23 protein-coding genes are annotated in these 23,760 nt (G+C 74.9%); 14 read left to right on the top strand and 9 right to left on the bottom strand.

The genetic code is table 11. The features are described from left to right. Positions 1-49 precede the first annotated feature (49 nt). Positions 50-2,059, bottom strand: coding sequence for an AfsR/SARP family transcriptional regulator (locus tag ACIRG6_RS34730; RefSeq protein WP_403325887.1), 2,010 nt, complete (start codon positions 2,057-2,059; stop codon positions 50-52). Between the two features lie 147 nt (positions 2,060-2,206). On the opposite strand from ACIRG6_RS34730, the gene ACIRG6_RS34725 reads away from it, so the two are divergent. Further along, positions 2,207-3,085, top strand: coding sequence for an alpha/beta fold hydrolase (locus ACIRG6_RS34725; RefSeq protein ID WP_403325702.1), 879 nt, complete (start codon positions 2,207-2,209; stop codon positions 3,083-3,085). A gap of 30 nt (positions 3,086-3,115) precedes the next feature. On the opposite strand, the gene ACIRG6_RS34720 is transcribed toward ACIRG6_RS34725, so the two are convergent. Beyond that, positions 3,116-3,544, bottom strand: coding sequence for a VOC family protein (locus ACIRG6_RS34720; RefSeq protein ID WP_318215593.1), 429 nt, complete (start codon positions 3,542-3,544; stop codon positions 3,116-3,118). Between the two features lie 174 nt (positions 3,545-3,718). Between ACIRG6_RS34720 and ACIRG6_RS34715 the strand changes: the two genes are divergently transcribed. From ACIRG6_RS34715 to ACIRG6_RS34695, 5 genes are all read left to right on the top strand, one after another. Continuing rightward, the gene (locus tag ACIRG6_RS34715; RefSeq protein ID WP_364824946.1) at positions 3,719-4,357 is read left to right on the top strand and encodes a LysE family translocator; all 639 of its coding nucleotides are present in this window, start codon (positions 3,719-3,721) and stop codon (positions 4,355-4,357) included. Positions 4,358-4,689: 332 nt separating this feature from the next. Further along, positions 4,690-7,308, top strand: coding sequence for a class III lanthionine synthetase LanKC (gene lanKC / locus ACIRG6_RS34710; RefSeq protein ID WP_403325700.1), 2,619 nt, complete (start codon positions 4,690-4,692; stop codon positions 7,306-7,308). A gap of 35 nt (positions 7,309-7,343) precedes the next feature. Further along, positions 7,344-7,472, top strand: a complete 129-nt coding sequence (ramS, locus tag ACIRG6_RS34705; RefSeq protein ID WP_003972313.1) for a mycelium formation morphogenetic lantipeptide SapB — start codon at positions 7,344-7,346, stop codon at positions 7,470-7,472. Between the two features lie 135 nt (positions 7,473-7,607). Continuing rightward, complete coding sequence (locus ACIRG6_RS34700) at positions 7,608-9,380, top strand: ABC transporter ATP-binding protein (RefSeq protein WP_403325884.1); 1,773 nt, start codon at positions 7,608-7,610, stop codon at positions 9,378-9,380. Beyond that, positions 9,377-11,164 carry an ATP-binding cassette domain-containing protein gene (locus ACIRG6_RS34695; protein ID WP_403325697.1) on the top strand — a complete coding sequence of 596 codons (1,788 nt, stop codon included), beginning with the start codon at positions 9,377-9,379 and terminating at the stop codon, positions 11,162-11,164. The genes ACIRG6_RS34700 and ACIRG6_RS34695 overlap by 4 nt, the downstream gene beginning before the upstream one ends. Positions 11,165-11,191: 27 nt before the next feature. Here ACIRG6_RS34695 and ACIRG6_RS34690 read toward each other — a convergent pair whose 3' ends face one another. Together ACIRG6_RS34690 and ACIRG6_RS34685 are read right to left on the bottom strand one after the other, a co-directional pair. Continuing rightward, positions 11,192-11,773 (bottom strand): LuxR C-terminal-related transcriptional regulator, encoded by a 582-nt coding sequence (locus ACIRG6_RS34690; RefSeq protein WP_403325694.1) that lies wholly within the window; start codon positions 11,771-11,773, stop codon positions 11,192-11,194. Positions 11,774-12,180: 407 nt separating this feature from the next. Then, a complete protein-coding gene (locus ACIRG6_RS34685) occupies positions 12,181-12,417 on the bottom strand; it encodes a hypothetical protein (RefSeq protein ID WP_318215588.1) in 237 nt (78 codons plus the stop codon). Between the two features lie 163 nt (positions 12,418-12,580). Between ACIRG6_RS34685 and ACIRG6_RS34680 the strand changes: the two genes are divergently transcribed. From ACIRG6_RS34680 to ACIRG6_RS34670, 3 genes are all read left to right on the top strand, one after another. After that, positions 12,581-12,667, top strand: coding sequence for a putative leader peptide (locus ACIRG6_RS34680; protein ID WP_350721800.1), 87 nt, complete (start codon positions 12,581-12,583; stop codon positions 12,665-12,667). A 225-nt stretch (positions 12,668-12,892) separates the two neighbouring features. Beyond that, positions 12,893-13,447, top strand: coding sequence for an NADPH-dependent FMN reductase (gene ssuE, locus ACIRG6_RS34675; RefSeq protein ID WP_403325691.1), 555 nt, complete (start codon positions 12,893-12,895; stop codon positions 13,445-13,447). A 38-nt stretch (positions 13,448-13,485) separates the two neighbouring features. After that, the gene (locus ACIRG6_RS34670; RefSeq protein ID WP_403325688.1) at positions 13,486-14,649 is read left to right on the top strand and encodes an LLM class flavin-dependent oxidoreductase; all 1,164 of its coding nucleotides are present in this window, start codon (positions 13,486-13,488) and stop codon (positions 14,647-14,649) included. Between the two features lie 33 nt (positions 14,650-14,682). Here ACIRG6_RS34670 and ACIRG6_RS34665 read toward each other — a convergent pair whose 3' ends face one another. Further along, positions 14,683-15,108, bottom strand: coding sequence for a PPOX class F420-dependent oxidoreductase (locus ACIRG6_RS34665; protein WP_239764842.1), 426 nt, complete (start codon positions 15,106-15,108; stop codon positions 14,683-14,685). Positions 15,109-15,189: 81 nt separating this feature from the next. Next, the gene (locus tag ACIRG6_RS34660) at positions 15,190-16,080 is read right to left on the bottom strand and encodes an NAD(P)-dependent oxidoreductase (RefSeq protein WP_403325685.1); all 891 of its coding nucleotides are present in this window, start codon (positions 16,078-16,080) and stop codon (positions 15,190-15,192) included. Between the two features lie 137 nt (positions 16,081-16,217). Between ACIRG6_RS34660 and ACIRG6_RS34655 the strand changes: the two genes are divergently transcribed. Further along, positions 16,218-16,664 (top strand): type II toxin-antitoxin system PemK/MazF family toxin, encoded by a 447-nt coding sequence (locus ACIRG6_RS34655; protein ID WP_350721799.1) that lies wholly within the window; start codon positions 16,218-16,220, stop codon positions 16,662-16,664. Here the strand turns inward: ACIRG6_RS34655 and ACIRG6_RS34650 are convergent. Together ACIRG6_RS34650 and ACIRG6_RS34645 are read right to left on the bottom strand one after the other, a co-directional pair. Then, positions 16,649-17,488: a TIGR02452 family protein gene (locus ACIRG6_RS34650; RefSeq protein ID WP_392149544.1), complete on the bottom strand. Its 840-nt coding sequence runs from the start codon at positions 17,486-17,488 to the stop codon at positions 16,649-16,651. The two genes, ACIRG6_RS34655 and ACIRG6_RS34650, sit on opposite strands and share 16 nt — an antisense overlap. After that, positions 17,485-17,751 carry a hypothetical protein gene (locus tag ACIRG6_RS34645; RefSeq protein WP_364682344.1) on the bottom strand — a complete coding sequence of 89 codons (267 nt, stop codon included), beginning with the start codon at positions 17,749-17,751 and terminating at the stop codon, positions 17,485-17,487. Before ACIRG6_RS34645 ends, ACIRG6_RS34650 begins: the two co-directional genes overlap by 4 nt. 25 nt (positions 17,752-17,776) lie before the next feature. On the opposite strand from ACIRG6_RS34645, the gene egtA reads away from it, so the two are divergent. Genes egtA through egtD form a run of 4 tightly spaced genes read left to right on the top strand, consistent with a single transcriptional unit; the run spans position 17,777 to position 22,246 of the window. Further along, complete coding sequence (gene egtA, locus ACIRG6_RS34640) at positions 17,777-19,078, top strand: ergothioneine biosynthesis glutamate--cysteine ligase EgtA (protein WP_364682342.1); 1,302 nt, start codon at positions 17,777-17,779, stop codon at positions 19,076-19,078. Further along, on the top strand, positions 19,075-20,454 hold the full coding sequence (gene egtB / locus ACIRG6_RS34635; RefSeq protein WP_403325681.1) for an ergothioneine biosynthesis protein EgtB: 1,380 nt from the start codon (positions 19,075-19,077) through the stop codon (positions 20,452-20,454). The genes egtA and egtB overlap by 4 nt, the downstream gene beginning before the upstream one ends. Then, positions 20,454-21,287 carry an ergothioneine biosynthesis protein EgtC gene (gene egtC / locus ACIRG6_RS34630; RefSeq protein WP_365022828.1) on the top strand — a complete coding sequence of 278 codons (834 nt, stop codon included), beginning with the start codon at positions 20,454-20,456 and terminating at the stop codon, positions 21,285-21,287. The genes egtB and egtC overlap by 1 nt, the downstream gene beginning before the upstream one ends. After that, the gene (egtD, locus tag ACIRG6_RS34625) at positions 21,284-22,246 is read left to right on the top strand and encodes an L-histidine N(alpha)-methyltransferase (RefSeq protein WP_364824964.1); all 963 of its coding nucleotides are present in this window, start codon (positions 21,284-21,286) and stop codon (positions 22,244-22,246) included. The genes egtC and egtD overlap by 4 nt, the downstream gene beginning before the upstream one ends. 33 nt (positions 22,247-22,279) lie before the next feature. Here the strand turns inward: egtD and ACIRG6_RS34620 are convergent, their stop codons facing one another. Continuing rightward, positions 22,280-23,545: an extracellular solute-binding protein gene (locus ACIRG6_RS34620; protein ID WP_364682336.1), complete on the bottom strand. Its 1,266-nt coding sequence runs from the start codon at positions 23,543-23,545 to the stop codon at positions 22,280-22,282. Positions 23,546-23,760: the final 215 nt, after the last annotated feature.

Genomic DNA, 23,760 nt, shown 5'->3' with positions numbered 1-23,760 from the left:
GCCCAACCGACGCCCGGACGGGGCGCGGGCGGCCGGGAGACGCGCCGGGTCAGTCGTGAGGTGCCGCGGGGGTGTCCGGCGGTGTGCCGGCCGGACCGAGCGCGCGGCGGATCGCGGCGAGCCAGTCGTCGACGGGCCCGAAGGTGAGCAACCCGCTGCCCGCGCCCGCGAGTTCACCGGAGGCGGGGAGCAGCCTGCGGTACGCCCGTCGCAGTGCCGTGCGGTCGCCGAGGGCGAGGGCGAGCGCGGCCTCGGCGCAGCACAGGGCCTCGTGGAGGAGGTCGGGCGGCGGTTCGGAGAGGGCGCGGAGCGCCGACCGGGCCTCGGTGTCGCGGCCCTCGCGCAGGAGCGCGAACGGTTCGGCCCACGGGCGGTACGGGCCCCAGTCGGCCCGCGGGTCCACCTCCGCGGGCCGTCCGTGGGCCAGGCGCAGGCCGAGCAGTGCCAGGGGCAGCAGGCCGCGCTCCAGGCCGGGCATCCCCGCGCCGTCGAGCCGTGCGGCGGCGGCCCGGTAGCCGGCCTCGGCCCGGTCGTGAGGGCTGCCGGCGGCGGCCTGCCGCAGGGCCCGGTACCAGGACGTGAACACCGCCACCAGGGGCCGTTCGTACCGTTCGGCCAGGCGGTCCACGGCGTCGGCGTGCTCGTCGGCGGCGGTGAAGTCGGCGAGGGCGGAGCGCGCCTGGACGCGGATCAGGTGGCCGAGCACCTCGTGACTGTGCAAGCCGTGCCGGCGGGCGAGGGCGATGAGTTCGGCGCCGATCGCGTCGCGGCGCGGGGCGAGCCCGGCGGTGGTGCAGGACTGCATGAAGGCGCCGTTGAGGGCGAACGCCAGCAGCGCGGGGTCGTCCAGGCGGCGGGCGATCCGCTCGGCCTCGGCGGCGGCCTCGGGTCCGCGCGGGGAGCGGACGCCCCGGGACTCCAGGGCGACGGTGGCGAGCAGCCGGCAGCGGGCCGGGGCGGCCCAGGCGTCGTCCGGCAGGGCGGCGAGGGTGTGTTCGGCCGCCGTGACGATCCGCCGTGCCGCTTCGGGGTCGTCGCTGCGGGTCCAGACGGCGGGGACGTCGTAGGCGCCGATCACCCGGGCCGCGAGTTCCGCGTCGCCGGTCTCCTCGGCCGCGACGATCGCCGCCGCGCGGTGCTCCCGGGCCGCCTCGAGACCACCGCCGCCGGTGACCGCGAGGTCGCGCAGCAGGCCGACGGTCGACTCCAGGCGGGCGCGGGCCCCGGCGGCGACCGTGCGGTCGTACGCCTCGGTCGCGCGGGACCACAGGCGGGCGGCGGCGTCCGCGGGCTCGGCGGGCGGGTCGAGGGACGGGTCCTGGGCGAGGATGCCGGCCTCCAGCCGGCGCAGGCCGGGCCCGGGGTCGATGCCCAGTTCCCCGGCGAGCAGGGCGCGGGCCCGGCGCAGTACCGCGAGGGCGTCCGCCTGGCGGCCGGTCCGGTACAGGGCCAGGGCGAGCAGCCGCCATGCCTCCTCGCGCCAGGGGTGCTCGGCCAGGTGTGCGTCCAGGTCGGGGACCGCCTCGGCCGCCCGGCCGTGGCCGACGAGCAGGTCCGCCCGCCGCTCGACCGCGTGAAGTCTGAGCTCGGTCAGCCGGGCGCGCTCGCCCCGGGCCCAGCCCTCGCCGCCGAACTCGGCGTAGGCGGGTCCCCGCCACTCCCCCAGGGCCGCGCCGAGCCGGGCCGGCGCCCGGTCGGCCGGCAGCCGTTCGGCGAGGGCCACGCCCTCCTCGAAACGCCAGGCGTCCACCGCGTCCGGTGCCGCGCGCAGGGCGTAGCCGGGACCCTCGGTGACCAGCAGCCGGGCCGGTGCGCGGCGCGGGCGTTCGGGTTCCAGGGCCCGGCGCAGATCGCCGACGAAGGTACGCACCGTGCCCACGGCCCGGGCGGGCGGTACGTCCCACAGGTCCTCGACCAGACGCGCGACGGGGACCACGCGCCGCCGGGCCAGGAGCAGCCGGGCCAGCAGGGCCCGGTGCCGGGGTCCGCGCAGGTCGAGCGGGTCGCCGTCCCGTTCGGCCGTGACGGGCCCGAGCACCCCGAAGGTGACCGCTTCCATGTTCCGTCCGCCCTGCTCCGCGTCGTCGCGCCCGTGGTCCGTGATCACCACGGTACGCGTGCTGATCGGTTGCTGATCCGCGCCCGGCAGCCTGGGAGACGTCCTGGACCGGACGCGTCGAAGAACACCGAAAGGCACCGATCACTCATGGCACCGACCCTTCCCGGCTTCACCTACGACCGTGTCACCGTCGCCGACGGCGTCGCGCTGAACGTGGCCGTCGGCGGCTCCGGCAGCCCGCTCGTGCTGCTGCACGGTTTCCCGCAGACCCACCTGATGTGGCGGCACGTCGCCGCCGACCTCGCCGCCGAGCACACGGTCATCTGCCCGGACCTGCGCGGCTACGGCGACAGCGACAAGCCCGCCGGCGGCGACGGCGCCGCGTACGCCAAGCGGACCATGGCCGCCGACGTCGTCGCCCTGGCCCGGGCGCTCGGGCACGACAGGTTCGCGCTGGCCGGGCACGACCGGGGCGCCCTGGTCGGGATCCGGGCCGGACTCGACCACCCGGACGCGGTGACGCACCTGGCCGCGCTGGACGTGCTGCCGACCCTGAACATGTGGGACGTCCTGCACGGGACGACGGCGGCCGTGGGCTTCCACCTGTATCTGATGGCGCAGCCGCCCGGTCTGCCGGAGCAGCTGATCGGCGCCGCCCCGGACGCCTTCTTCGGCCACTTCCTCGACGTCTGGACCCGGGACCCGGGCGCCCTGCCCACCGACGTCCGCGCCGCCTATCTGAAGGCGTCGCGCGAGGCGGTGCCGTCCATCGTGGCCGACTACCGGGCCTCGGCGGGCATCGACGTCGACCACGACCGGGCCGACCGCGAGCGCGGCAACCGGCTGCGGATGCCGGTGACCGTGCTCCAGCAGGACTGGGGCACGGCCCTCGGGTACGACGCCACCGCGCTGTGGCGGGCCTGGGCCCCCGATCTGCGGCACGTCACGGTCGGCTGCGGCCACTTCATGGCGGAGGAGGCGCCCGGGGAGGTCGCCGGGGCCCTGCGGGACCTGCTGGCCCGGTAGCGGTACCGCAGGGGATCCGGCCGCCGGCGGTCAGTGTGCTCCGGGCACGTCCTCGGTGACGCCGTTCAGCGGTGAGGCCGGGTCACTGCCGTAGGGGCGGGTGAAGGCCTCCATGCCGTGCCCGGACGGGTCGGTGAAGTACACGCCGCGTCCGCCGTCGTTGCGGTTGATCCGGCGCGGGTGCCGCCCGTGCGGGTCGGCCTGGATGGGGACCCGGCCCTCGACGAGCCGGGCGAGGATGGTGTCGAACTCGTCCTCGGAGACGAGGAACGCGTAGTGCTGGGCCGGGATGTCGGTGCCGACGGTGGCGAAATCCAGGGTGACGCCGTTGGCGGTCGTCACGGGCAGGAACATTCCGGCGGGTTCCCCGACCTCGAGGCCGAGGATCCCGGCGAGGAAGCGGGCGGACTTCTCCCGGTCGCGGGAGAGAACGATGGTGTGGTTGAACTCGACTGACACGGTCAATGCCTCCACGGGCATCTCCGCGGCGCCTCCATGCCTCACCCGGCCGGTGACCGGCACGCGATGCCGCGCGGAAGATCTTAGGCGAGCGGGCCGGCCATGTCGACCGGGCCGGCCGGCGGCCGCGAAATGCCGTGGATCGCCGGGCCCGCCCCGTGCTTGCATGGCGTCATGGTGTCGCCCGACCGTCTCCTCGCCTTCGCCGCCCTGTCGCTGCTGCTCATCGTGGTACCGGGCCCCAGTGTGCTGTTCGTGATCGGCCGGGCGCTCGCGCAGGGGCGCCGGGCCGCGCTCACCACGGTCGTCGGGAACACCCTCGGCGCGTACGTGCTGGTCGTCGCCGTCGCCCTGGGGGTCGGGTCGGTCGTGGAACGTTCGCTCCTGGTCTTCACGGTGCTCAAGCTGGCGGGCGCCGCCTACCTCGTGCACCTCGGGGTGAAGGCGTGGCGCGAACGGCGTTCCCTGCGGGCGGCGTTCACCGGCGACGGGGAGGCGCCTGGAGGCCGGCGCACCTTCTGGGAGGGGTTCGCGGTCGGTGTGACCAATCCCAAGACCATCGTCTTCTTCGCCGCGGTGCTGCCGCAGTTCGTCGACCGTGAGCAGGGTGGTGTCGCGGCTCAGATGCTGCTGCTCGGCCTGGTGTTCAACGTCATCGCGGTGGCCTGCGACAGCGCCTGGGGACTGCTCGCGGCCACGGCGCGCGACTGGTTCGCGGACTCCCCGCGGCGGCTGTCCGCGGTCGGCGGGGTGGGCGGCCTGGCCATGATCGGCCTCGGTGTCACGGTGGCCGTGACCGGACGCAAGGACTAGAGACGGTCCCGACGCACCCGCCGGCTCTCCACCGCACCAGGTACGTCACGGGCAGCCCTCCCGTGCCGACGAGCAGGCGCTGGATCACCACCGTCGGGTCGGTCGTGGCCGCGTAGCGCAGAGCACCGCCGGTCTACGGACGGCCGCGTCGCGGGGAGAGATCCGTCCGGACGGTCACCCCGCCGACCGACAGCGGCGTCACCTCGTCGTCTCCGGCGCCTCCCAAGTTACCTGTGCGTTCCGCACGTTCGAGAGGTGACAGCGGTGACTGTCCCGGGCGCGGTGGCGCGTGACAGCGTCTTCCTCGGCACCGACCGGTGGAGGGAGAAGGCGTGAACAAGGGCTACGCCGTGTACTGCGACGCAGACCCGCACTTCTACGACGCGCCGCACCGCACGGCCCCCGGCACCGCCGCGGCCGGCACCCGGTACGCGGCGGCCACCGAGCCGGTCCCGGCCGGTTGGCAGCGCGGCGAGAGCGGCGACTGGCTGGCCCTGCGGCCGCTGGACGCCGAACTGCCGGCGCAGGGCTGGAAGATCCACGTCTCCGCCTGCCTGGACAACGCCGAATCCGTCCTGGAGCGCGTACGGCGGCACTGCCTCGAGCACGGTGTCGCGTTCAAGTTCGTCCCGAGCCGCTATCTGCTCCACCAGCGCAACGCCAAGTACGCCGACCGGGCGGGCAGCGGCAAGTTCATCACCGTGTACCCGGCGGACGAGGAGCGGTTCGAACGCCTCGCGGGCGAGCTGAGCGACCTGCTGGCGGGCGAGCCCGGACCGCACATCCTGAGCGACCTCAGACTCGGCGACGGCCCGGTGCACGTGCGCTACGGCAGTTTCACCCGCCGCAACTGCTACGACGAGGACGGCGAGTTGCGGCCGGCGGTCGCGGACCCTGACGGAGTGCTCGTTCCGGACCTGCGCGGCCCGGTGTTCCGGGTGCCCGACTGGGTGAGCGTGCCGGAGTTCCTGCGGCCCCACCTCGACGCGCGGGCCACGGTGACCCTGGCGGACATCCCCTACACCGTCGAGGCGGCGCTCCACTTCTCCAACGGAGGCGGCGTCTACCGGGCGCGGGACACACGCACCGGTGAGCTCGTGGTCCTCAAGGAGGGCCGCCCGCGCGCGGGTCTGGCGGCCGACGGGGCGGACGCGGTGGCCCGGCTGGAGCGCGAACGCCGGGCCCTGGAGCGGCTGTCCGGTCTGGACTGCACCCCCGAGGTGCGGGACGCGTTCACCGTCGGAGAGCACCACTTCCTGGTCCTCGAACACCTCGACGGCAAGCCGCTCAACACCTTCTTCGCCCGGCGCCATCCGCTCATCGAGGCCGACCCGGACGAAGGGCGGCTCGCCGAGTACACCGAGTGGGCGCTGGACATCCACGCCCAGGTCGAGCGGGCCGTCACGCAGGTGCACGAGCGGGGCGTGGTCTTCAACGACCTGCACCTGTTCAACATCATGGTCCGCGACGACGGACGGGTGGCCCTGCTGGACTTCGAGGCCGCCCACCACGTCGACGAGCCGGGCCGGCAGACCGTCGCGCACCCCGGGTTCGTGGCGCCGCCCGGCCGGCGGGGCCCGGCCGTGGACCGGTACGCCCTGGCCTGTCTGCGGCTGGCCCTGTTCCTGCCCCTGACCAGCCTGCTGGCGCTGGACCGGCGCAAGGCGGAGCACCTCGCCGACGTGGTGGCGCGGCAGTTCCCGGTCCCGCGGGCCTTCCTGGACGCGGCGGTCGCCGAGATCACCGGCACGCCGGTCCGTCCGCCGTCGGCGCGCCGGGACGGGAGCGGCTTCGTCCCGGTCGAGCCGGGTGACTGGCCCCGCAGCCGGGACTCGATGGCGGCGGCCGTCCGCGCGTCGGCGACCCCGTCCCGCGACGACCGTCTGTTCCCCGGCGACGTCGCCCAGTTCGCCACGGCGGGCGGCGGCCTCTCGTTCGGATACGGAGCGGCCGGCGTGCTGTACGCCCTCGCCGAGAGCGGTGCGGGACGCGACGAGGACGGGGAGCAGTGGCTCCTGGAGCGGACGAAGGAACCGCCGTCGGGCATGCCGCTGGGCTTCCACGACGGGATCGCGGGGACCGCCTGGACGCTGGACCGGCTCGGGCACCGGGCCCGGGCGCTCGACCTGACCGCGACACTCCTGGAGCATCCTCTCGACGGACTCTCCCCGGACCTGCACGGCGGCACGGCCGGCATCGGCCTGATGCTGGACTCCCTGGCCGCCTCCACCGGGGACCCGGCCCTGCGCACGGCTGCCCTGCGGTGCGCCGAGCTGAGCGCACGGAGCGCACCGGCCGGTCCACCGGGCCGGGGGTCCGGCCGCCGGGCCCGCGCCGGTCTGCTGCACGGCGCGACGGGCAGCGCGCTGCTGTTCCTGCGCCTGTACGAACGCACCGGGGACACCGCCCTGCTGGACCTCGCCGGCGACGCGCTGCGCCAGGATCTCGCGCGCTGCGTCCGCGGCGCGGGCGGCGCCCTCCAGGTGGACGAGGGCTGGCGCACCATGCCGTACCTGGGGGCCGGCAGCGTGGGCATCGGCATGGTGCTCGACGACTACCTGGCGCACCGCGCCGACGAGGAGTTCGAGCGGGCGCGGAGCGAGATCGTGCGCGCGGCGCAGGCCATGTTCTACGCCCAGCCCGGGCTCTACCGTGGCGTCGCCGGCATGGTGCTGTACCTCGGCCGGACGACGGCGCCCGGCCCGGGCACCGGGCCCGCGGCCGTCCGGCGCCAGATCGACGCGCTGGCCTGGCACGCCATGTCCTACCGCGGCCGGCTCGCCTTTCCCGGCGAGCAGATGATGCGCCTGTCGATGGACCTGTCCACCGGGACGGCCGGCTGTCTGCTGGCCCTCGCGTCCGTACACGGCGACCGGTCCGCCGGTCTGCCGTTCCTCCCACCGCCGCGGCCCGAGCCGCGGCCCATGAGCCGGTCCCACGAGGGGCCGTGAACAAGCACCCGTTGTCCGTACGAAGGGATGAGCACATGAACCTGTTCGACCTGCAGTCGATGGAGACCCCGAAGGAAGAGGCCATGGGGGACGTCGAGACCGGCAGCCGCGCCAGCCTGCTGCTCTGCGGCGACAGCAGCCTCAGCATCACGACCTGTAACTGACGTCCGAGACGGCCCGCCGCGGTCACCGCGGCGGGCCGTGCGGTCCGGTACCGGCGTCCCGGCCTCACCGCCGGGGCGCCGGTGCCGTGTCTCGTCGCCGCCGTGTGCGGCGCCGACCACGAGGAGGGGCTGCCGGTGGACACGACCCCGGTCCGGCGACGACAACAGCGAGTGCCCGGCGCGGACCCCGGCCGTGGGCCCGAACTGCTGGTGCTGGTGTGCTCGGTGGCGGCGGCCGCCGCCGCGGTCGCGCAGCCCCTGGTCCTCGGCCGGGCGCTGGACCTGCTGCTGGACGACGGCGACGCCGGACCCTGGCTCGTGGTGAGCGTGGTGGTGCTCGCCGGCGAGGTGCTCCTCGACAGCCTGACCGCGCTGCTCACCGGCCGGTGCACCGCCGGCTGGACGGCGTCGATCCGCTCCCGCGCCCTCACCGGCCTGCTGCACGCCGTACCGGAAAGGGCGCGTCCGTACTCCGCGGGAGACGTCGGGACGCGGCTGACGCTCAACGCCTCCGACGCGGGCGGCGCCCCGGCTGCCCGGGCCGCGCTGGCCGCCTCGCTGATCACCCCGGCCGGCGCGCTCGTCGCGCTGGCCTTCGTCGACGTGTGGGTCGCCGTGTGCGTCCTGGCCGGGCTGCCCGCCCTGGTACTCGTGCTGCGGGTGTTCGCGCGCGACACGGGGGCCTCGGTGCGTGCCTACCAGCGCGTGCAGTCGGACATCGCCGGCCGCCTGCTGGAGGCCATGGAGGGCGCGGAGACCATCGCCGCGGCCGGGACGACGGACCGTGAACGCGACCGGGTGCTCGACCCGTTGGCCGAGCTCAGCGCGCTGGGCGAGCGCATGTGGGCACTGCACGGGCGGGCGCTGGCCACCGGCGGTGTGCTCGTCCCGCTGCTCACGGTGGCGGCCACGGCCGTCGGCGGCCTCCGGCTCGGCGCGGGAGCCCTGAGCGTCGGCGAGCTGCTGGCGGTGTGCCGCTACGCGCAGTTGGCCGCCGGGTTCGGCAGCGCGGCCACCCTGCTCGGCGCGCTGGTCCGGGGGCGGACGGCGCGGGAGCGCACCGCTGCTCTGGAACGGCTGCCCGCCCTGCGCCACGGCGGCCGGACCCTGCCCCCGGGTGGCCCGGGCGTCCTCCAGCTACGGGGTGTGCGGGTCCTGCGGGAGGGGGCGGAGGTCCTGCGGGCGGACGACGTGGTGGTGCCCGGCGGGGCGACGGCCGCGGTCGTGGGCCGCAGCGGCGCCGGCAAGTCCGTACTGGCCGCCGTGGCGGGCCGGCTGCTCGACCCCGACGAGGGCGAGGTCCTGCTGGACGGCGCCCCTCTGGACTCCCTAACCCGTGCGTGCCTGCGCGCCGAGATCGGCTTCGCCTTCGCACGTCCTGTGCTCGGTGACGGCACGGTGGCGGAGGCGGTCGCGGCCGGGGCGCGCCCCGCGACGCCGCACCGGGTGCGGGAGGCGGTCCGTGTCGCGGGTGCCGACGCCTTCGTACGCCGCCTGCCGCGGACGTACGACACCCGGCTCGCCGACGTCCCGCTGTCCGGCGGCGAGTACCAGCGTCTGGGTCTGGCCCGGGCGTTCGCCCACGCGGGCCGACTGCTCGTGATGGACGACGCGACCTCCAGTCTCGACACCGCCACCGAGCACGCCGTGGACCGGGCGGTGCGCCACTCCCTCGAAGGCACCACGCGCCTGGTCGTGGCGCACCGTCCGTCGGTCGCGGCGCGGGCGGACCTGGTGATCTGGCTGGAGGACGGGCGGGTCCGGGCGGTCGGCCCCCATCGGCGGCTGTGGGAACGGGCCGCCTACCGGGCCGTGTTCGCCACCGGCGCGGAATCCGGTGCCGAGGAGACCGGCGCCGGGCCCGCGGGCGACCGGATCGCCTCCCTGCACGGCGAGGCGCGGCCGTGACCGCCGCCGACGGCAGCCGGACGGCGTGGTCCGGCCGGGAGCCCGGTCCGCTGCGCCGGGCCGTGCCGCCCGCCCGGCGGTTCCTGGCCGGGCGCAAGGGCGTCCTCGCGCGGCTCGGGGCGTGGTCGGTGGCCGAGTCGGCGCAGACCTTCCTGATCGGGTACGGCGTCGCGCAGGCCGTCGACCGGGGGTTCCTGGCCGGAGACACGGCCGCGGGGCTCGGCTGGCTCGGGGTCGCCGCCCTCGCCGTGGTGCTCGGGGCGCCCGTGGTCAGGGGCGTTTTCGCCCAACTGGCCGGTCTGACCGAGCCGTTGCGGGACCGTCTGGTGCGGCGGGCGGTCGAGCGGTCGATGGCGGAGGCGCAGGCCCGTCCCGGTGGTGGGGACCGTGCCGCCGTGTCGCGGCTCACCAACCAGGTCGAGATCGTGCGGGACAGCTTCGCCGGGCTCGTGCTGACGCTGCGCTCGTTCGTGTTCACCGCCGCGGGCGCGCTGCTCGGTCTGTTCTCGCTGGACCCGGCGCTGCTGCTGGTCGTCGTGCCGCCCCTCGCCGGGGGCCTGGCCCTGTTCCTGGTGACGCTGCGGCCCATGGCTGCGGCGCAGCGCCGGGCCCTCGCCGCCGACGAGGCGCTGGGCGATCACGCGGCGCGGACGCGGGGGGCGCTGCGCGACATCACCGCCTGCGGTACACAGGAAGAGGTGGCACGCAGCGGTGAACGGCTCGTCGCGGACGCCGCCGCCACCGCGCGTGTCCTCGCCCGCTGGGCCGCGGTGCGCACGCTGGCCCTCGGTGTCGCCGGTCAGCTGCCGGTCCTGCTGCTGCTGGTGGCCGTGCCGTGGCTGCGCGGCAGGGGGGTCGGCACCGGGGCGCTGCTGGGGGCCTTCACGTACCTCGCCCAGGCCCTGCTGCCCGCTCTGCACACCCTGATGACGGCGATCGGCGCCGCGGGCACGCGGCTGCTGGTGGTCCTGGACCGCATCACGGGGCCGGGGCCGCGTCCGCCCCTCCCCGGCACGACGCCGCCGGCGCCCACGGCGGACGCCGGCCGGCGGGCGGGGTCACCCGTACCCGCCGTGGAACTGCGGTCGGTGACGCTGTCCTACGGTGCGCGGGCGGAACCGGTCCTCGACGCGCTCGACCTGCGGGTGGAGGACGGCGAGCACCTGGCCGTCGTCGGCCCCAGCGGCATCGGCAAGTCGACCCTCACCCGCCTGGTCGCCGGAACACTGGCGCCGAGCGGCGGTGTGGTCGAGGTGGCCGGCCGTACGGTCACCGGCCGGGCCCCGGCCGAACTCTCCGCCCTGCGCGTCCTGCTGCCGCAGCAGGCGTACGTCTTCAGCGCGACGGTGCGGGACAACCTCACGTATCTGCGGCCGGACGCGTCCGCGGCCGGCATCCGGGCCGCCGTGCGCGAGCTCGGTGCCGACGGTCTCGTCGAGCGCCTGGGCGGGCTCGACGCGCCGCTCGGCCCGGGCGATCTCTCGCAGGGCGAGCGCCAGCTGCTCGTGCTGGTGCGGGCGCACCTGTCCACGGCCCGCCTGCTCCTGCTCGACGAGGCGACCTGCCACCTCGACCCGGCCGCCGAGGCGCGGGCCGAGGAGGCCCTCGCCCGCCGTCCGGGTGCGCTGGTCGTGGTGGCCCACCGCATGTCGTCGGCGCTGCGGGCCGACCGGATCCTGGTACTGGACGGTGTCGGTGCGGCATGCGGGACGCACCGTGAACTCCTGGGCCGTTCACCGCTCTACCGCGATCTGGTGGGGCACTGGGGCGAGACCGGGAAGTGACCCCGGCGCGCCCCGTGCCCCGCGTTCTCACACCCAGCCGGCGCTCTGGACGATGCGTATCGCGTCGACCCGGTTGCGCGCGCCGACCTTCCGTATCGCGCTGGCCATGTAGTTGCGCACCGTCCCCCGCGACAGGTGGAGGGCGCCGGCGATCTCGGCGATGGAGGAGCCCTGCGCGGCCTGCGCCACCACGTTCAGCTCACGGGCCGTCAGCGGGGTCCGGGACGCCTCGAGAAGGGCGACAGTGAGTCTCTCGTCGAGGAACCGTTCCCCCTTGGCGACGGTGTGCACGGCGTCGATCAGACGGTGGGACGGGGCGTCCTTGGCGACGAAGCCGAGCGCTCCCGCGTCGAACGCCCTGCGCAGCACGCCCGGCCGTTCCGGAGCCGCGAGGACGACCAGCCGTGTCCCGCACCGCTCCCAGAAGGGTGCGCGGCAGAGTTCCGTGCCCTCCAGACAGTCTCCGTCCACGACGCACACGTCCGCGGGTAAGTCGTCCTCGCCCTGGGAGGACATGGACGAGACCTCCAGTCCGTCGGCGGACAGGAGCAGTTGTGCCAGCGCCGAACGCAGCAGCAGCGCGTCGTGCACCACGAGAACACGGACCATGTACGACCCCCAAGGTCATCCCGGCCGTCCTCGCGGACCACCGGGCTCGTCCCCCAATGTCCCCAGCCGTCTGCCCCGGGGTCCCGCCGGAGAAGCACGGCATGTGGCCGCACCGGGGAGACAGCGACAGCAATACGCCGTTCTCGACGGCGTCGCGGACCGCGGCCGGGACGGGCGGTCAGGCCGGATCACGCCCCTGGCGCGGGGTATGCCGCTTCGGCAACGGGCAGGGTGTGAAGCAGGGCCACGGAAGGGGCGTCTCCCGTGCGCGCCTCACGGGCCGAAAACCGTCGAAGTGAATGTGGCCCAAAAGCCCGCATCCGGCCCTCTCCGACTTGCCCCGCACGGCCCCACCCGCATGGTCGGCGTCGGTGCCACGCCGCGCATCCGGGGCACCCGCCGCCGCGTTACTCGGCGGCGTGCCCCCGACGGCGCTCCCGCGCCCGCTCGCCCGCCCGCCGGGCCGTGCCCATCAGCCGCTCCCGCCCCGCGGACAGCAGCAGGGCCAGCGGAGTCACGAGCAGGGCGATCAGCAGTGCCGGGCCCCAGTCCATGCCGTCGCGCCGGTACCGCAGGATCAGCACGGCGCAGGCGTAGGTCAGCACGACGATCAGCGCGTTCTTGAGCGGCTTGGGCAACGTCATGGAGGTTCGAGTACCCCCGGAACGCACCCGCATGGCGATGGGGCGGGGCCGCGTTCACTGTACCGGCGGCCATGTCACGCCCATGTGAAATCCCGCGGTGGACGGACGGGAACGGACCGCTGTTCCTTGACGGCCGCGCGGGCCGACTGCGACGATCGCCGTCATGAAGCAGACGCGACCGGATCTCACGCGGCGACGCCACGTCGACCTCGCGCGTGTCTCCAGCGCCTGCTGTCGCCGCCCGGTCTGACCTTCCCGCCGGCAGGCCCACTTTCTCCCGCAGCGGCGCGCAACCCCCGGACACGGCCGCCCTCCCGCACGGACTGTCCCCCTCACCCGCGCACGCGCACGGCGTGTTCCGACGAGCCGGCTTCCCCGCTCGGGTCCGCGCCCGCCGGCCCTCATGTCCCCTTCCCGCACCCCCGCGTGCTCCGGCACGCGGAGGTCTCCGGGCGTTTCCCGAAAGAGGTCCCCCATGGCCACCGTCCTGTCCGTCTCCGGCAGCCCCTCCGCCTCCTCCCGTACCAACCGTCTGCTGCGCCACCTCGACGAGCGGCTGGTCGCGCAGGGCCACCGGGTGATCCCGCTCGACGTCCGCACCATCCCCGCCGAGGCGCTGCTGGGCGCCGACTTCGCGCATCCGGCCATCGTGGAGGCCACCGAGCTGTTCGCCGCCGCGGACGGCGTGGTCGTCGGCACCCCGGTCTACAAGGCCGCGTACTCCGGTGTGCTGAAGGCGCTGCTGGATCTGCTCCCGCAGTACGCGCTCACCGGCAAGACCGTGCTGCCGCTCGCGACGGGCGGCAGCGTCGCCCATGTGCTGGCCATCGACTACGCACTGCGTCCGGTCCTCACCTCGATGGGCGCGCGGCACATCGTCCAGGGCTGGTTCACCCTCGACCGGGACCTCACCCGGCACGACGACGGGACCCTGTCGGTCGCCCCGGCCGCCGCCGAGGCGCTCACCCAGGTGGTCGACCAGTTCTCGGCCGCGCTCGGGCACGCCCCGCTGCTCGCCGCGGCGAGCTGACCCGGCGCCCCGAAGACCTCCCCCTGATCGGAGACGGCATGTCCCTGACCTTCCACTGGTTCCTGCCCACCAACGGCGACAGCCGCGACGTCGTCGGCGGCGGCCACGGCACACCGGCCACCACGTCCGGCCGGGACCGGCCCCCGACGGTGGCCTATCTGAGCCAGATCGCCCGTGCCGCGGAGAACCTCGGTTTCGCCGGCGCCCTCACCCCCACCGGCGCCTGGTGCGAGGACGCCTGGCTGACCACCGCGATGGTCAGCCAGCACACCGAGCGTCTGAAGTTCCTGGTGGCCTTCCGGCCCGGGCTCCTGTCTCCGACGCTCGCCGCACAGATGGCCTCCACCTTCCAGCGGCAGACCGGCGGGCGGCTGCTGCTGAACGTGGTCACCGGCGGCGAGAGCCGGGAGCAGCGGGCCTTCGGCGACTTCCTCGACAAGGACGCCCGCTACCGCCGTACCGGCGAATTCCTGAGCGTGGTCCGGCAGTTGTGGGACGGCGGGAGTGTCGATCTGCTCGGCGAGCACCTCCGGGTGGAGGACGCGAAGCTGGCCCGCGTACCCGACCCGGTGCCCGAGGTCTACTTCGGCGGCTCGTCGCCCGCCGCGATCGAGGTCGCCGCGCGGCACGTCGACGTGTACCTCACCTGGGGCGAGCCGCCCGCGCAGGTCGCCGAGAAGATCGCCCGGGTCCGGGAGCTCGCCGCGCAGGAGGGCCGCACCCTGCGCTTCGGCATCCGGCTGCACGTCATCAGCCGCGACACCTCGGCGCAGGCCTGGGCGGAGGCGGAACGGCTGCTGTCCGGCTTCGACCCGGCCACGGTGACGGCCGTGCAGGAGGGCCTGGCGCGCAGCGAGTCGGAGGGGCAGCGGCGCATGCTGGCGCTGCACGGCGGCGCCCGCGACGGTCTGGAGATCCACCCCAACCTGTGGGCCGGCATCGGCCTGGTGCGCGGCGGCGCGGGCACCGCCCTGGTCGGCAGCCACGAGGAGGTCGCCGAGCGGATCGAGGAGTACGCGTCCCTGGGCATCGAGGAGTTCGTGCTCTCCGGCTACCCGCATCTGGAGGAGGCGTACTGGTTCGGCGAGGGCGTCCTGCCGCGGCTGGCCGCGCGGGGCCTGTGGCGGCACCCGTCCGACGGGCCGGTCCTCGCCCCTCGGGCGCGGACGGCGCGGGCGGCCCAGGCCGTCTTCGCGAGCTGAGCCCGGCCGGCGCGGAACCGGCCGGGCCGGCGCTCAGGTCGACGCCTGGTCGCTGTCCTTCATCGAGCCCCAGCCGTGCCAGCGCTCGACCTCGATCCACGCGCTGACGCGGGCGCGGACCCGGTCCGGGTAGGCGTTGCCCGTGTAGTGAGTGGAGATCCGGTCGATGTCGGCCAGGTCCTCGTCGTCCCGGGTCTCGGTGACGCGGCCGATGAGGGTGACGTGCGTGTACCAGTCGTCGCCGTCCAGGACGGTGAGGGTCACGCGCGGGTCGCGGCGCAGGTGCTTGAGGCGTACGCGGCCCTCGTCGAGGCTGATCAGGACGCGGCCGTCGTCCTCCCACACGTACCAGGTGGGCGTGGAGACGGGGGCGCCGTCCGAGCGGAGGGTGGCCATCACGCACGGGTTGGGGCGGCGCAGCAGGTCGACGGCCTCGGGCGGCAGCGGGGGCTTGGACATCGGAAACTCCTTCGTGTCTTGATCGTTTCGAGGCTGCTTCGGCATTCCGTTGCTTCCGCTCGTCCGGTACCCCGGACGCGCTCAGTCGGACGGCTTCTCGTCGAAGCTGGCGAAGTAGGCCGCCGCCATGTCCTCGTCGCCGTGTCCCTGGGCCGCGGCGCGCTCCAGGCGCTCCGCGCTCGCGGCGGCGACGTCCAGGCGTACGCCGTTGCGCTCGCCCGCCTCGACGATCAGGCGGGCGTCCTTCGCGGCGGTGGTGACGGCGAACTGGGGCGGGGTGAGGGCACCGTCGCGGATCAGTCCGGCCTTGGCGCGCAGATAGCCCATGTCGAGGGGTCCGCCGGCGATGGCGTCGAAGAAGCCGTCGGGGTCCACGCCCAGCGCCTGCGCCAGGGCCAGGACCTCGCCGACCGCGTTGGTGGCGGCGAGGACCCAGCTGTTGGCCACGAGCTTGAGCCGGGTCGCGCTGCCGGCGGCACCGTCCTCGCCGGTCCACACCGTGCGGGAGCCGACCGCGTCGAAGACGGGCGCCACCGTGGCGCGCGCGTCGGCCGGGCCGGCGGCCAGGACGAGCAACTGGCCGGCCTCGGCGGGCTGCCGGGTGCCGAGCACCGGGGCGTCGAAGAAGACCAGACCGTGTTCGCGGGCGAAGGCGGCGAGGTCCTCGACCGCGTCGAGGCCGGCGGTGGTCGACTGCATCCACGCGGCGCCGGCGCGCAGGCCGGGGGCGGCGCGGCGCATGACGTCCAGGGCGGCCGGGCCGTCGTGGAGCATGGTGAGGACGACGTCGGCGTCCCGCACCGCCTCCTCGGGGCCGTCGGCGATGCCCACGCCGTCGGCGGCCAGCGGCTCCGCCTTGTCCCGGCTGCGGTTCCAGGCGCGGACGGTGAGCCCGGCACGGGCGAGGTTGCGGGCCATCGCGGCGCCCATGATGCCGGTTCCCAGGACGCTCACGGTGAGCTTGTCGGTCATGACGTCGGCTCCTGTTCTCGTTGCTCGTACGGAGGGTGGCCGAAGATCAGCCTGCCATCCGGCCCAGGGCCGCGCCGACCGGTCCGGCAACCGCGGGACGTGTCGCGTACGGTACGGCCGTGAACGCCTTCACCCGCATGACCGATGACAGCGACGCGTACGTGCCCGGCCGCCGCGGCCCCGCCGCGACCACCGAGGCGGACCCGCGGGAGGCCGGCCCGGTGCGTACCGAGTACGCGCCCGCGCACGACGGGGATCCGGATCCGGGCGAGATCGTCTGGACGTGGGTGCCGTACGAGGAGAACGACGGGCGCGGCAAGGACCGTCCCGTGCTCGTCGTCGCCCGGGAGGCGGCGGGCACGCTGCTGGCCGTGCAGCTCTCCAGCAAGCGGCACGACGGGGACCGGGAGTGGGTGCCGATCGGCAGCGGGCCCTGGGACCGGTCGGGGCGGGATTCCTGGGTGGACGTGGACCGGGTGCTGCGGCTGCACGAGGCCGGTATGCGTCGCGAGGCGTGCGCGCTGGACCGGATGCGGTTCGACCTCGTACGGCAGCGGCTGCGGGAGCGCTACGGCTGGAGTTGACGCCCGTCGGCGGCGGCCTCCGGGAAGGTCCGCGCGAACGCGGCGCGGACCGTGCCGCCGGGTGTGCGGTCCAGGATGCCGAACGTCACCCGTTCGAACGCCGAGGCGAACCGTCCGCCGGGCCCGAGCAGCGTCCGGAAGGCGCCGGCGACCTGGGCCGGGTCGTTGCGGAACACGCCGCAGCCCCAGGCGCCGAGCACCAGCCGCCGGTAGCCGTGGGCCGCGGCCGTCTCCAGCACCCGTTCGGCGCGCACGGCCAGCGCCGTGCCCAGCTCGCCGGCGCGCTCCGGTGCGGTGCGCAGCACCACGCCCGCGTTCGGTGCGGCGGCGGTGAGGAATCCGGCCGTGTACGGCGACTCCAGCAGCCGTCCGCGGTCGTCGCGGAAGACGGGCACGGCGGGTGAGTGGATGACGCGGTCCGTGTAGAACGGGTCGCGGTGGGCACGGTGGTGGTCGTAGAACGCGCGGGCCCGCAGCAGGCACGTGTACAGGGCGGAGGCCCGGCACAGGGCCTCCTCCTGGGCCTGGGCGCCGTTGAGGTACCCGCCGCCGGGGTTGCGGGCGGAGGCGAAGTTCAGCACGGCCACCTCGCCGCCGAGCCGGCGGGCGGCCTCCAGGCTGCTCTCGCCCGTGACCTCCAGGACCGTGGCCACCGGGGCGGACGGGGGCACCCCGACCGGCTCCGGACCGTACATCCGGGTGCCCTCGCGGGCCGCCTCGACCGCCGCCGCGAGCGGCACCTCACGCCCGCCGGGCGTGCGATAGGCCCCCGCCATGACGATCTGCTCGGTCTGCTGCGCGATGCCCCGCAGGCGCGCGCTCATGGCGCCACCCCCGTGGACGCCATGACCGCACACCGCGCGGCCTCCCCCGTCGTGCTCATGCGGGAATCCTGGGTGATGCTGGTGATGCGGCGCAACGGCATTTCCCGGCCCGGGAAACGACGGGGGAAGCCCCCGGAAACGGTCGGGTCGTGGAGATTGCCGAACAGGAACGTCCCGATATGCACCCTTGTGCGGAGCGGCGCGAGGGTCTTGGCTGGGGCGAGTATGCCGACCCGGCCCACCACGAACAGGGTCGGCGACATGGTGGAATCTCAGGAGGATCCCGACATGTCCGATGCGGTAGGTGGCTGTACGCGGCCACGCACCACCGTCACGGAAGCCGAGGTCGAGGCGCTGGTCCACGGCATCTGCTTCAAGACCGGTCCGCCCGCGCGCCTCGGCGTCGAGGTGGAGTGGCTGGTCCACGAGCAGCGCGCGCCGTGGCTCCCTGTGACGGACGAAAGACTGGAAGCGGCTTACACCGCACTGCGAACCGTGCCCCTGAACTCGGCGTTGACCGTCGAACCGGGCGGCCAGCTGGAACTGAGCTCGCTGCCCGCCGCCTCCCTGATGGAGTGCGTCGACGCCGTCCGGGCCGACCTGGACGCCGTCCGGGCGGTCCTGCGGGAGGACGGTCTCGCCCTCGTCGGCCTCGGCCACGAGCCCTGGCGCGCACCCCGCCGGTACCTGCGCCAGGCGCGGTACGACGCCATGGAGGCCTGCCTCGACCGCACCGGTCCCGCGGGCCGCTTCATGATGTGCACCACCGCCTCCGTGCAGGTATGCCTGGACGCCGGGCACGAGGAGCCCGGCCAGCTCGGTCACGTACGCCGCTGGTGGCTCGCCCACCAGCTGGGCGCGGTCCTCGTGGCCGCGTTCGCCAACTCGCCGCTGTCCGGCGGCCGCCCCACCGGCTGGCGGTCCACGCGGCAGCTGCGGTGGGCCCAGATCGGCACCGGCCGGGCGGGCGGGCCGCCGCTGGACGCCGACCCGCGCCGCGCCTGGGCCCGCCATGTGCTGGACGCCCCGGTGATGTGCGTACGCCGGGACCGCGGTCCCTGGGACGTCCCGGACGGCATGACCTTCCGGGAGTGGACCAGGACCCGCTCGCCGAGACCGCCGACCAGGGAGGACCTCGACTACCACCTCACCACGCTGTTCCCGCCGGTCAGACCGCGCGGGCATCTGGAGCTGCGCATGATCGACGCGCAGCCCGGGGACGACGGCTGGATCGTGCCGCTCGCCGTGACGGCGGCACTGTTCGACGACCAGGAGGCCTCCGAGACCGCCTACCGGGCCGTGAAGCCCCTCGCGGAGCGCACCCTCGGCCGGCCCGCCCCGCACAACCCGCTGTACCGGGACGCGGCCCGTGACGCCCTCACCGATCCGGAGCTGCGCGACGCGGCCGGCGCGTGCTTCGCGGCGGCGCTCGACGCGCTGCCCCGGCTCGGCGCCACCACCGGGGTGACGGACGCGGTCGCGGCCTACCGGGACCGCTACGTCGCCCGGGGCCGCTGCCCCGCCGACGACCTGCTGGACACGCACGACGGCGCGGGCCCCGGCCCGCACGGGAGGGAGACCCGCCCATGACCGACTCCGTCACGGACACCGCCGGCGGCCCGGCCACGGGCCCCACCGCCGAGCCCGCCGCCGACCCGCGCATGGACCCCGAGACGCTCCGTGAACGGGCCCTGGCCAAGCTCGTCACGGCGCGTGAGCGCACCACGCTGCTGACCAGCTGCGTGGAGGGCCCCGACCTGACCGCCCAGGTGTCGCCGCTGATGTCCCCGCTGGTGTGGGACCTCGCGCACATCGGCAACCAGGAGGAGCAGTGGCTGCTGCGTGCCGTCGGCGGGCACGAGGCGATACGGCCCGAGATCGACAGCCTGTACGACGCCTTCGAGCATCCGCGCGCCGCACGCCCCACGCTGCCGCTGCTGCCGCCGGACGAGGCCCGCCGGTACGCGGCGGACGTGCGCGGCCGGGCCCTGGACGTGCTGGAAAAGGCCGCGTTCCACGGGACGCGGCTGACGGAGGCGGGCTTCGCCTTCGGGATGATCGCCCAGCACGAGCAGCAGCACGACGAGACCATGCTGATCACCCACCAGCTCCGCAAGGGGCCGCAGGCGCTGACGGCCCCGGACCCGGACCCCGTCCCGCTGTTCACCGGCCCGGCGGAGGTCCTGGTGCCCGGCGGCCCGTTCACGATGGGCACCTCGGCCGAGCCGTGGGCCCTGGACAACGAACGGCCCGCGCACCGGCGTGAGGTGGCCCCGTTCTTCATCGACACCACGCCGGTGACGAACGCCGCGTACCAGGCGTTCATCGAGGACGGAGGCTACGACGACCCGCGCTGGTGGGCCCCGGAGGGCTGGGAGCACATCCGCCGCCACTCGGTCACGGCCCCGCTGTTCTGGCGCCGGGACGGCGGGCAGTGGCTGCGGCGCCGCTTCGGCGTCACCGAGGTGGTGCCGCCCGACGAGCCGGTGGTCCACGTGTGCTGGTACGAGGCCGACGCGTGGGCCCGCTGGGCCGGGCGGCGGCTGCCCACCGAGGCCGAGTGGGAGAAGGCCGCCCGGCACGACCCGGCCGGTGACCGCTCCATGCGCTATCCGTGGGGCGACGCCGACCCGGGCCCGGAGCACGCCAACCTCGGGCAGCGGCATCTGCGCCCGGCGCCCGCGGGCAGCTATCCGGCCGGTGAGTCCCCGCTCGGTGTACGGCAGTTGATCGGCGATGTCTGGGAGTGGACGTCGAGCGACTTCGCCCCGTACCCCGGTTTCCGGGCGTTCCCCTACCGGGAGTACTCGGAGGTGTTCTTCGGGCCGGACTACAAGGTGCTGCGCGGCGGTTCGTTCGCCGTGGACGCGGTGGCCTGCCGGGGCACCTTCCGCAACTGGGACTATCCGGTCCGGCGGCAGATCTTCTCCGGCTTCCGCACCGCCCGTTCCGCGGAGGCCTCCTGATGTGCCGTCACCTGGCCTATGTGGGCCCCGCGGAGCCGCTGGGCCGGCTCCTGGTGGAACCGGCGCACGCCCTGTACCGCCAGTCCTGGGCGCCCCGGCGCCAGCGGCACGGCACGGTCAACGCCGACGGGTTCGGCGTCGGCTGGTACGCCGAGGGCGACCCGCGGCCGGCGCGCTACCGCCGGGCCGGGCCGATCTGGGCCGACCAGTCCTTCGCCGACCTGGCCCGGGTGGTGCGGACCGGCGCGCTGCTGGCCGCCGTGCGGGACGCGACCCTGGCGGGTGCCGACGCGGAGGCCGCGGCGGCGCCGTTCGCCGCGGGGCCCTGGCTGTTCAGCCACAACGGCGCCGTGGCGGGCTGGCCCGGCTCACTGGAGCGGGTGGCCGGGACCCTGCCGGCAGGGGAGTTGCTGTCGCTGGAGGCCCGCAACGACTCGGCGCTCGTGTGGGCTCTGGTCCTGCACCGGCTGCGCGCCGTGGGCGCGGGTGAACCACGGCCACGCGCCGACGCGCGGGCGCTGGCCGGCACGGTGCTGGAGGTGGCCGCGGCCGCTCCCGCCTCCCGGCTCAACCTGCTGCTCACGGACGGCGAGACCATCGCGGCCACCGCCTGGGGCGACACCCTCTGGTACCTGGCCAGGCCCGGCGGCGGCACGGTCGTCGCCTCCGAGCCGTACGACGACGACCCGCACTGGCAGGAGGTCCCCGACCGCACCCTGCTCGCGGCGAGCGGCACGGACGTGCTGCTGACTCCGCTCGAGGACCCGCGCGAGAGCGCCCTGGTGCCCGCGGCCCCGGCCGCTTCCGTATCTGTGAAGGAGCCCCGCACGTGAGCCCGTTCCGCCTCACCCGCACGCTGCCCGAGGACGCCACGGACGCCGCCCTGCGCGCCGACGTCCTGGCTGGCCTGTCGAGTACGCCCAAGTCGCTGCCGCCCAAGTGGTTCTACGACGCGCGGGGCAGCGAGCTGTTCGAGGAGATCACCGGGCTGCCCGAGTACTACCCCACCCGGGCGGAGCGGGAGATCCTCGTCGACCGGGCCGGGGAGATCGCCGCCGCGACCGGCGCCCGCACGCTGGTCGAGCTGGGCTCGGGCTCCTCGGAGAAGACGCGGCATCTGCTCGACGCGCTGACCGGGCTGGACGCGTACGTGCCGGTCGACGTCAGCGAGAGCGCCCTCACCCAGGCGGGACAGGCGATCGTCGCCGAGCGGCCGGGCCTGCGGGTGCACGCGCTGATCGCCGACTTCACCGCCGGGCTCACGCTCCCGGACACGCCGGGTCCCCGGCTGGTGGCGTTCCTCGGCGGCACGATCGGCAATCTGCTGCCCGCCGAACGGGCCGCGTTCCTCGCGTCCGTCCGTGCCCTGCTCGCGCCCGGCGACGGGCTGCTGCTGGGCACGGACCTGGTCAAGGACGAGGGGGTGCTGGTGCGGGCGTACGACGACGCGGCCGGGGTGACGGCCGCGTTCGACAAGAACGTCCTGACCGTGATCAACCGCGAGCTGGGCGCCGACTTCGTGCCCGCGGCCTTCGACCACGTCGCGGTGTGGGACCCGGAGCGGGAGTGGATCGAGATGCGGCTGCGCTCACGCACGGCGCAGACGGTGAAGGTCCAGGCGCTCGACCTGGCCGTGGACTTCGCCGCCGGGGAGGACATGCGCACCGAGGTGTCCGCGAAGTTCCGCCGGGAGGGCGTGCGAAAGGAGCTGTCCGCGGCCGGCCTGGACCTCACCCACTGGTGGACCGACGGCGAGGAACGCTTCGCGCTGTCGCTGAGCCGGGTGCGCTGAGCCGGGCGCGCCGATCCGGGACCCGGCGCCCGGTCAGCCGGCGTCGGGGTCCAGCAGTTCGGTGATGCGGTCGGAGGCCCGCTCGGCCTCCGGCCGCGCCTCGGCGCCCGTGAGGACCTTGGTCATGTACTCCTTGATCGGGTTGTCCGCCTCGACGGCACCCCACAGGGGCGTACCGGGGGTCGCCCGGCCCTGCGCGGCGCCGGCGGCCATCGCCTCGACGCCTTCCTCGCCCGCGACGTCCGCGGCCAGCGACTTCTTGTTGGGGACGTAGTTCATGGTGCGGGCCAGGTCGGTGTTCCACTTGGCCCCGGTGAGGGCCTCGAGCACGGCGACGGCGCCGTCCCGGTCGTCGGTGTTCCCGGGGACGACGAGGTCGGAACCGCCGGTGAACACGGCGCCGGGCTTGCCGGCACTCTTGCCGGGCACGGGGAAGAAGCCCAGCTTGTCCTTGAGACCGGGGTTCTCGCGCAGGATGGACTGGGCGAGCCCCGGCACAGCGATGATCTGCGCGACCCGGCCCTTGGCGAACACCCCGGCCTGCGGCGGGTGTTCCTCGTCGGCGTCGACGGGTCCCTTGCCCAGGGCCTGCAGTTCACGGTAGAAGTCCATGCCGCGCAGGGCGGCCGGACTGTCCAGCGCGCCCGTCCAGACGCCGCCGTTCTCCTTGGCGAGGTCGCCGCCCTCGTCCCAGATGAAGCCGGACAGCGTGTACCAGTCCTGTCCGGCCAGGTAGATGCCCTGGTCGTCGCCCTGGTCGAGCTTCTCGGTGGCGGCGAGCCACTCCTCGCGGGTCCGCGGCGGCCCGGTGATGCCGGCCTGCTCGAACAGGTCCTTGCGGTAGATGACGACGCGGTTGGCGGCGTACCAGGGGATGCCGAACTGCTGGGACAGGTACTCCCCCGGTTCGGCGAGGCCGGGCAGCCAGTCGCGGATCCCCCAGTCGCGCATCGACTCGAGAGTCAGGTCCTCCAGCCGGCCGCCCTCGGCGTACTGCGGGACCTGGGTGTTGCCGACCTCGATGACGTCCGGCTGCCCGTCACCGCCGCCGGACTTCAGCGCGGTCTGCACCTTCTCGCCGATGCCGGTCCACTCCTGGATGCGGACGTCGAGGGCCAGGTCGGGGTGCTCGCGTTCGAAGTCCTCGGTGAAGCGCTTCAGGAAGTCCTCCGAAGCGCTGCCCTTCATCAGCCACACGGTGACGGCGCGCCGCCCGCTCCCGCCGTCCGAGGAGATCAGACCGCAGCCGCTCAGCAGGGAGGCGGACACGCAGACAAGGGCGAGGAGGCGACGTCTCACGAGGGGTCCTTCTGGTCGAACAGTGTCGGTGACGGACCGGTGGGTCCCGCGCACGCGAAGGGAGACCCGACGTGGGGGGACGAGCGTGAGGCTCGTACGGGTGTCTGGGATTTTGGTATGGACCAATGCATAGGTCAAGGGGGAGGCCCCGCCGAGATGGCGGCGGGGACGGCCGACGGGGACGCCGACGCCTCGCGCTCCTCCGCCGCGTGGGG

This window comes from Streptomyces flaveolus, assembly GCF_044765825.1.
Classification (GTDB): domain Bacteria; phylum Actinomycetota; class Actinomycetes; order Streptomycetales; family Streptomycetaceae; genus Streptomyces; species Streptomyces flaveolus.
This window is presented reverse-complemented; position numbering and strand designations above follow the sequence as displayed.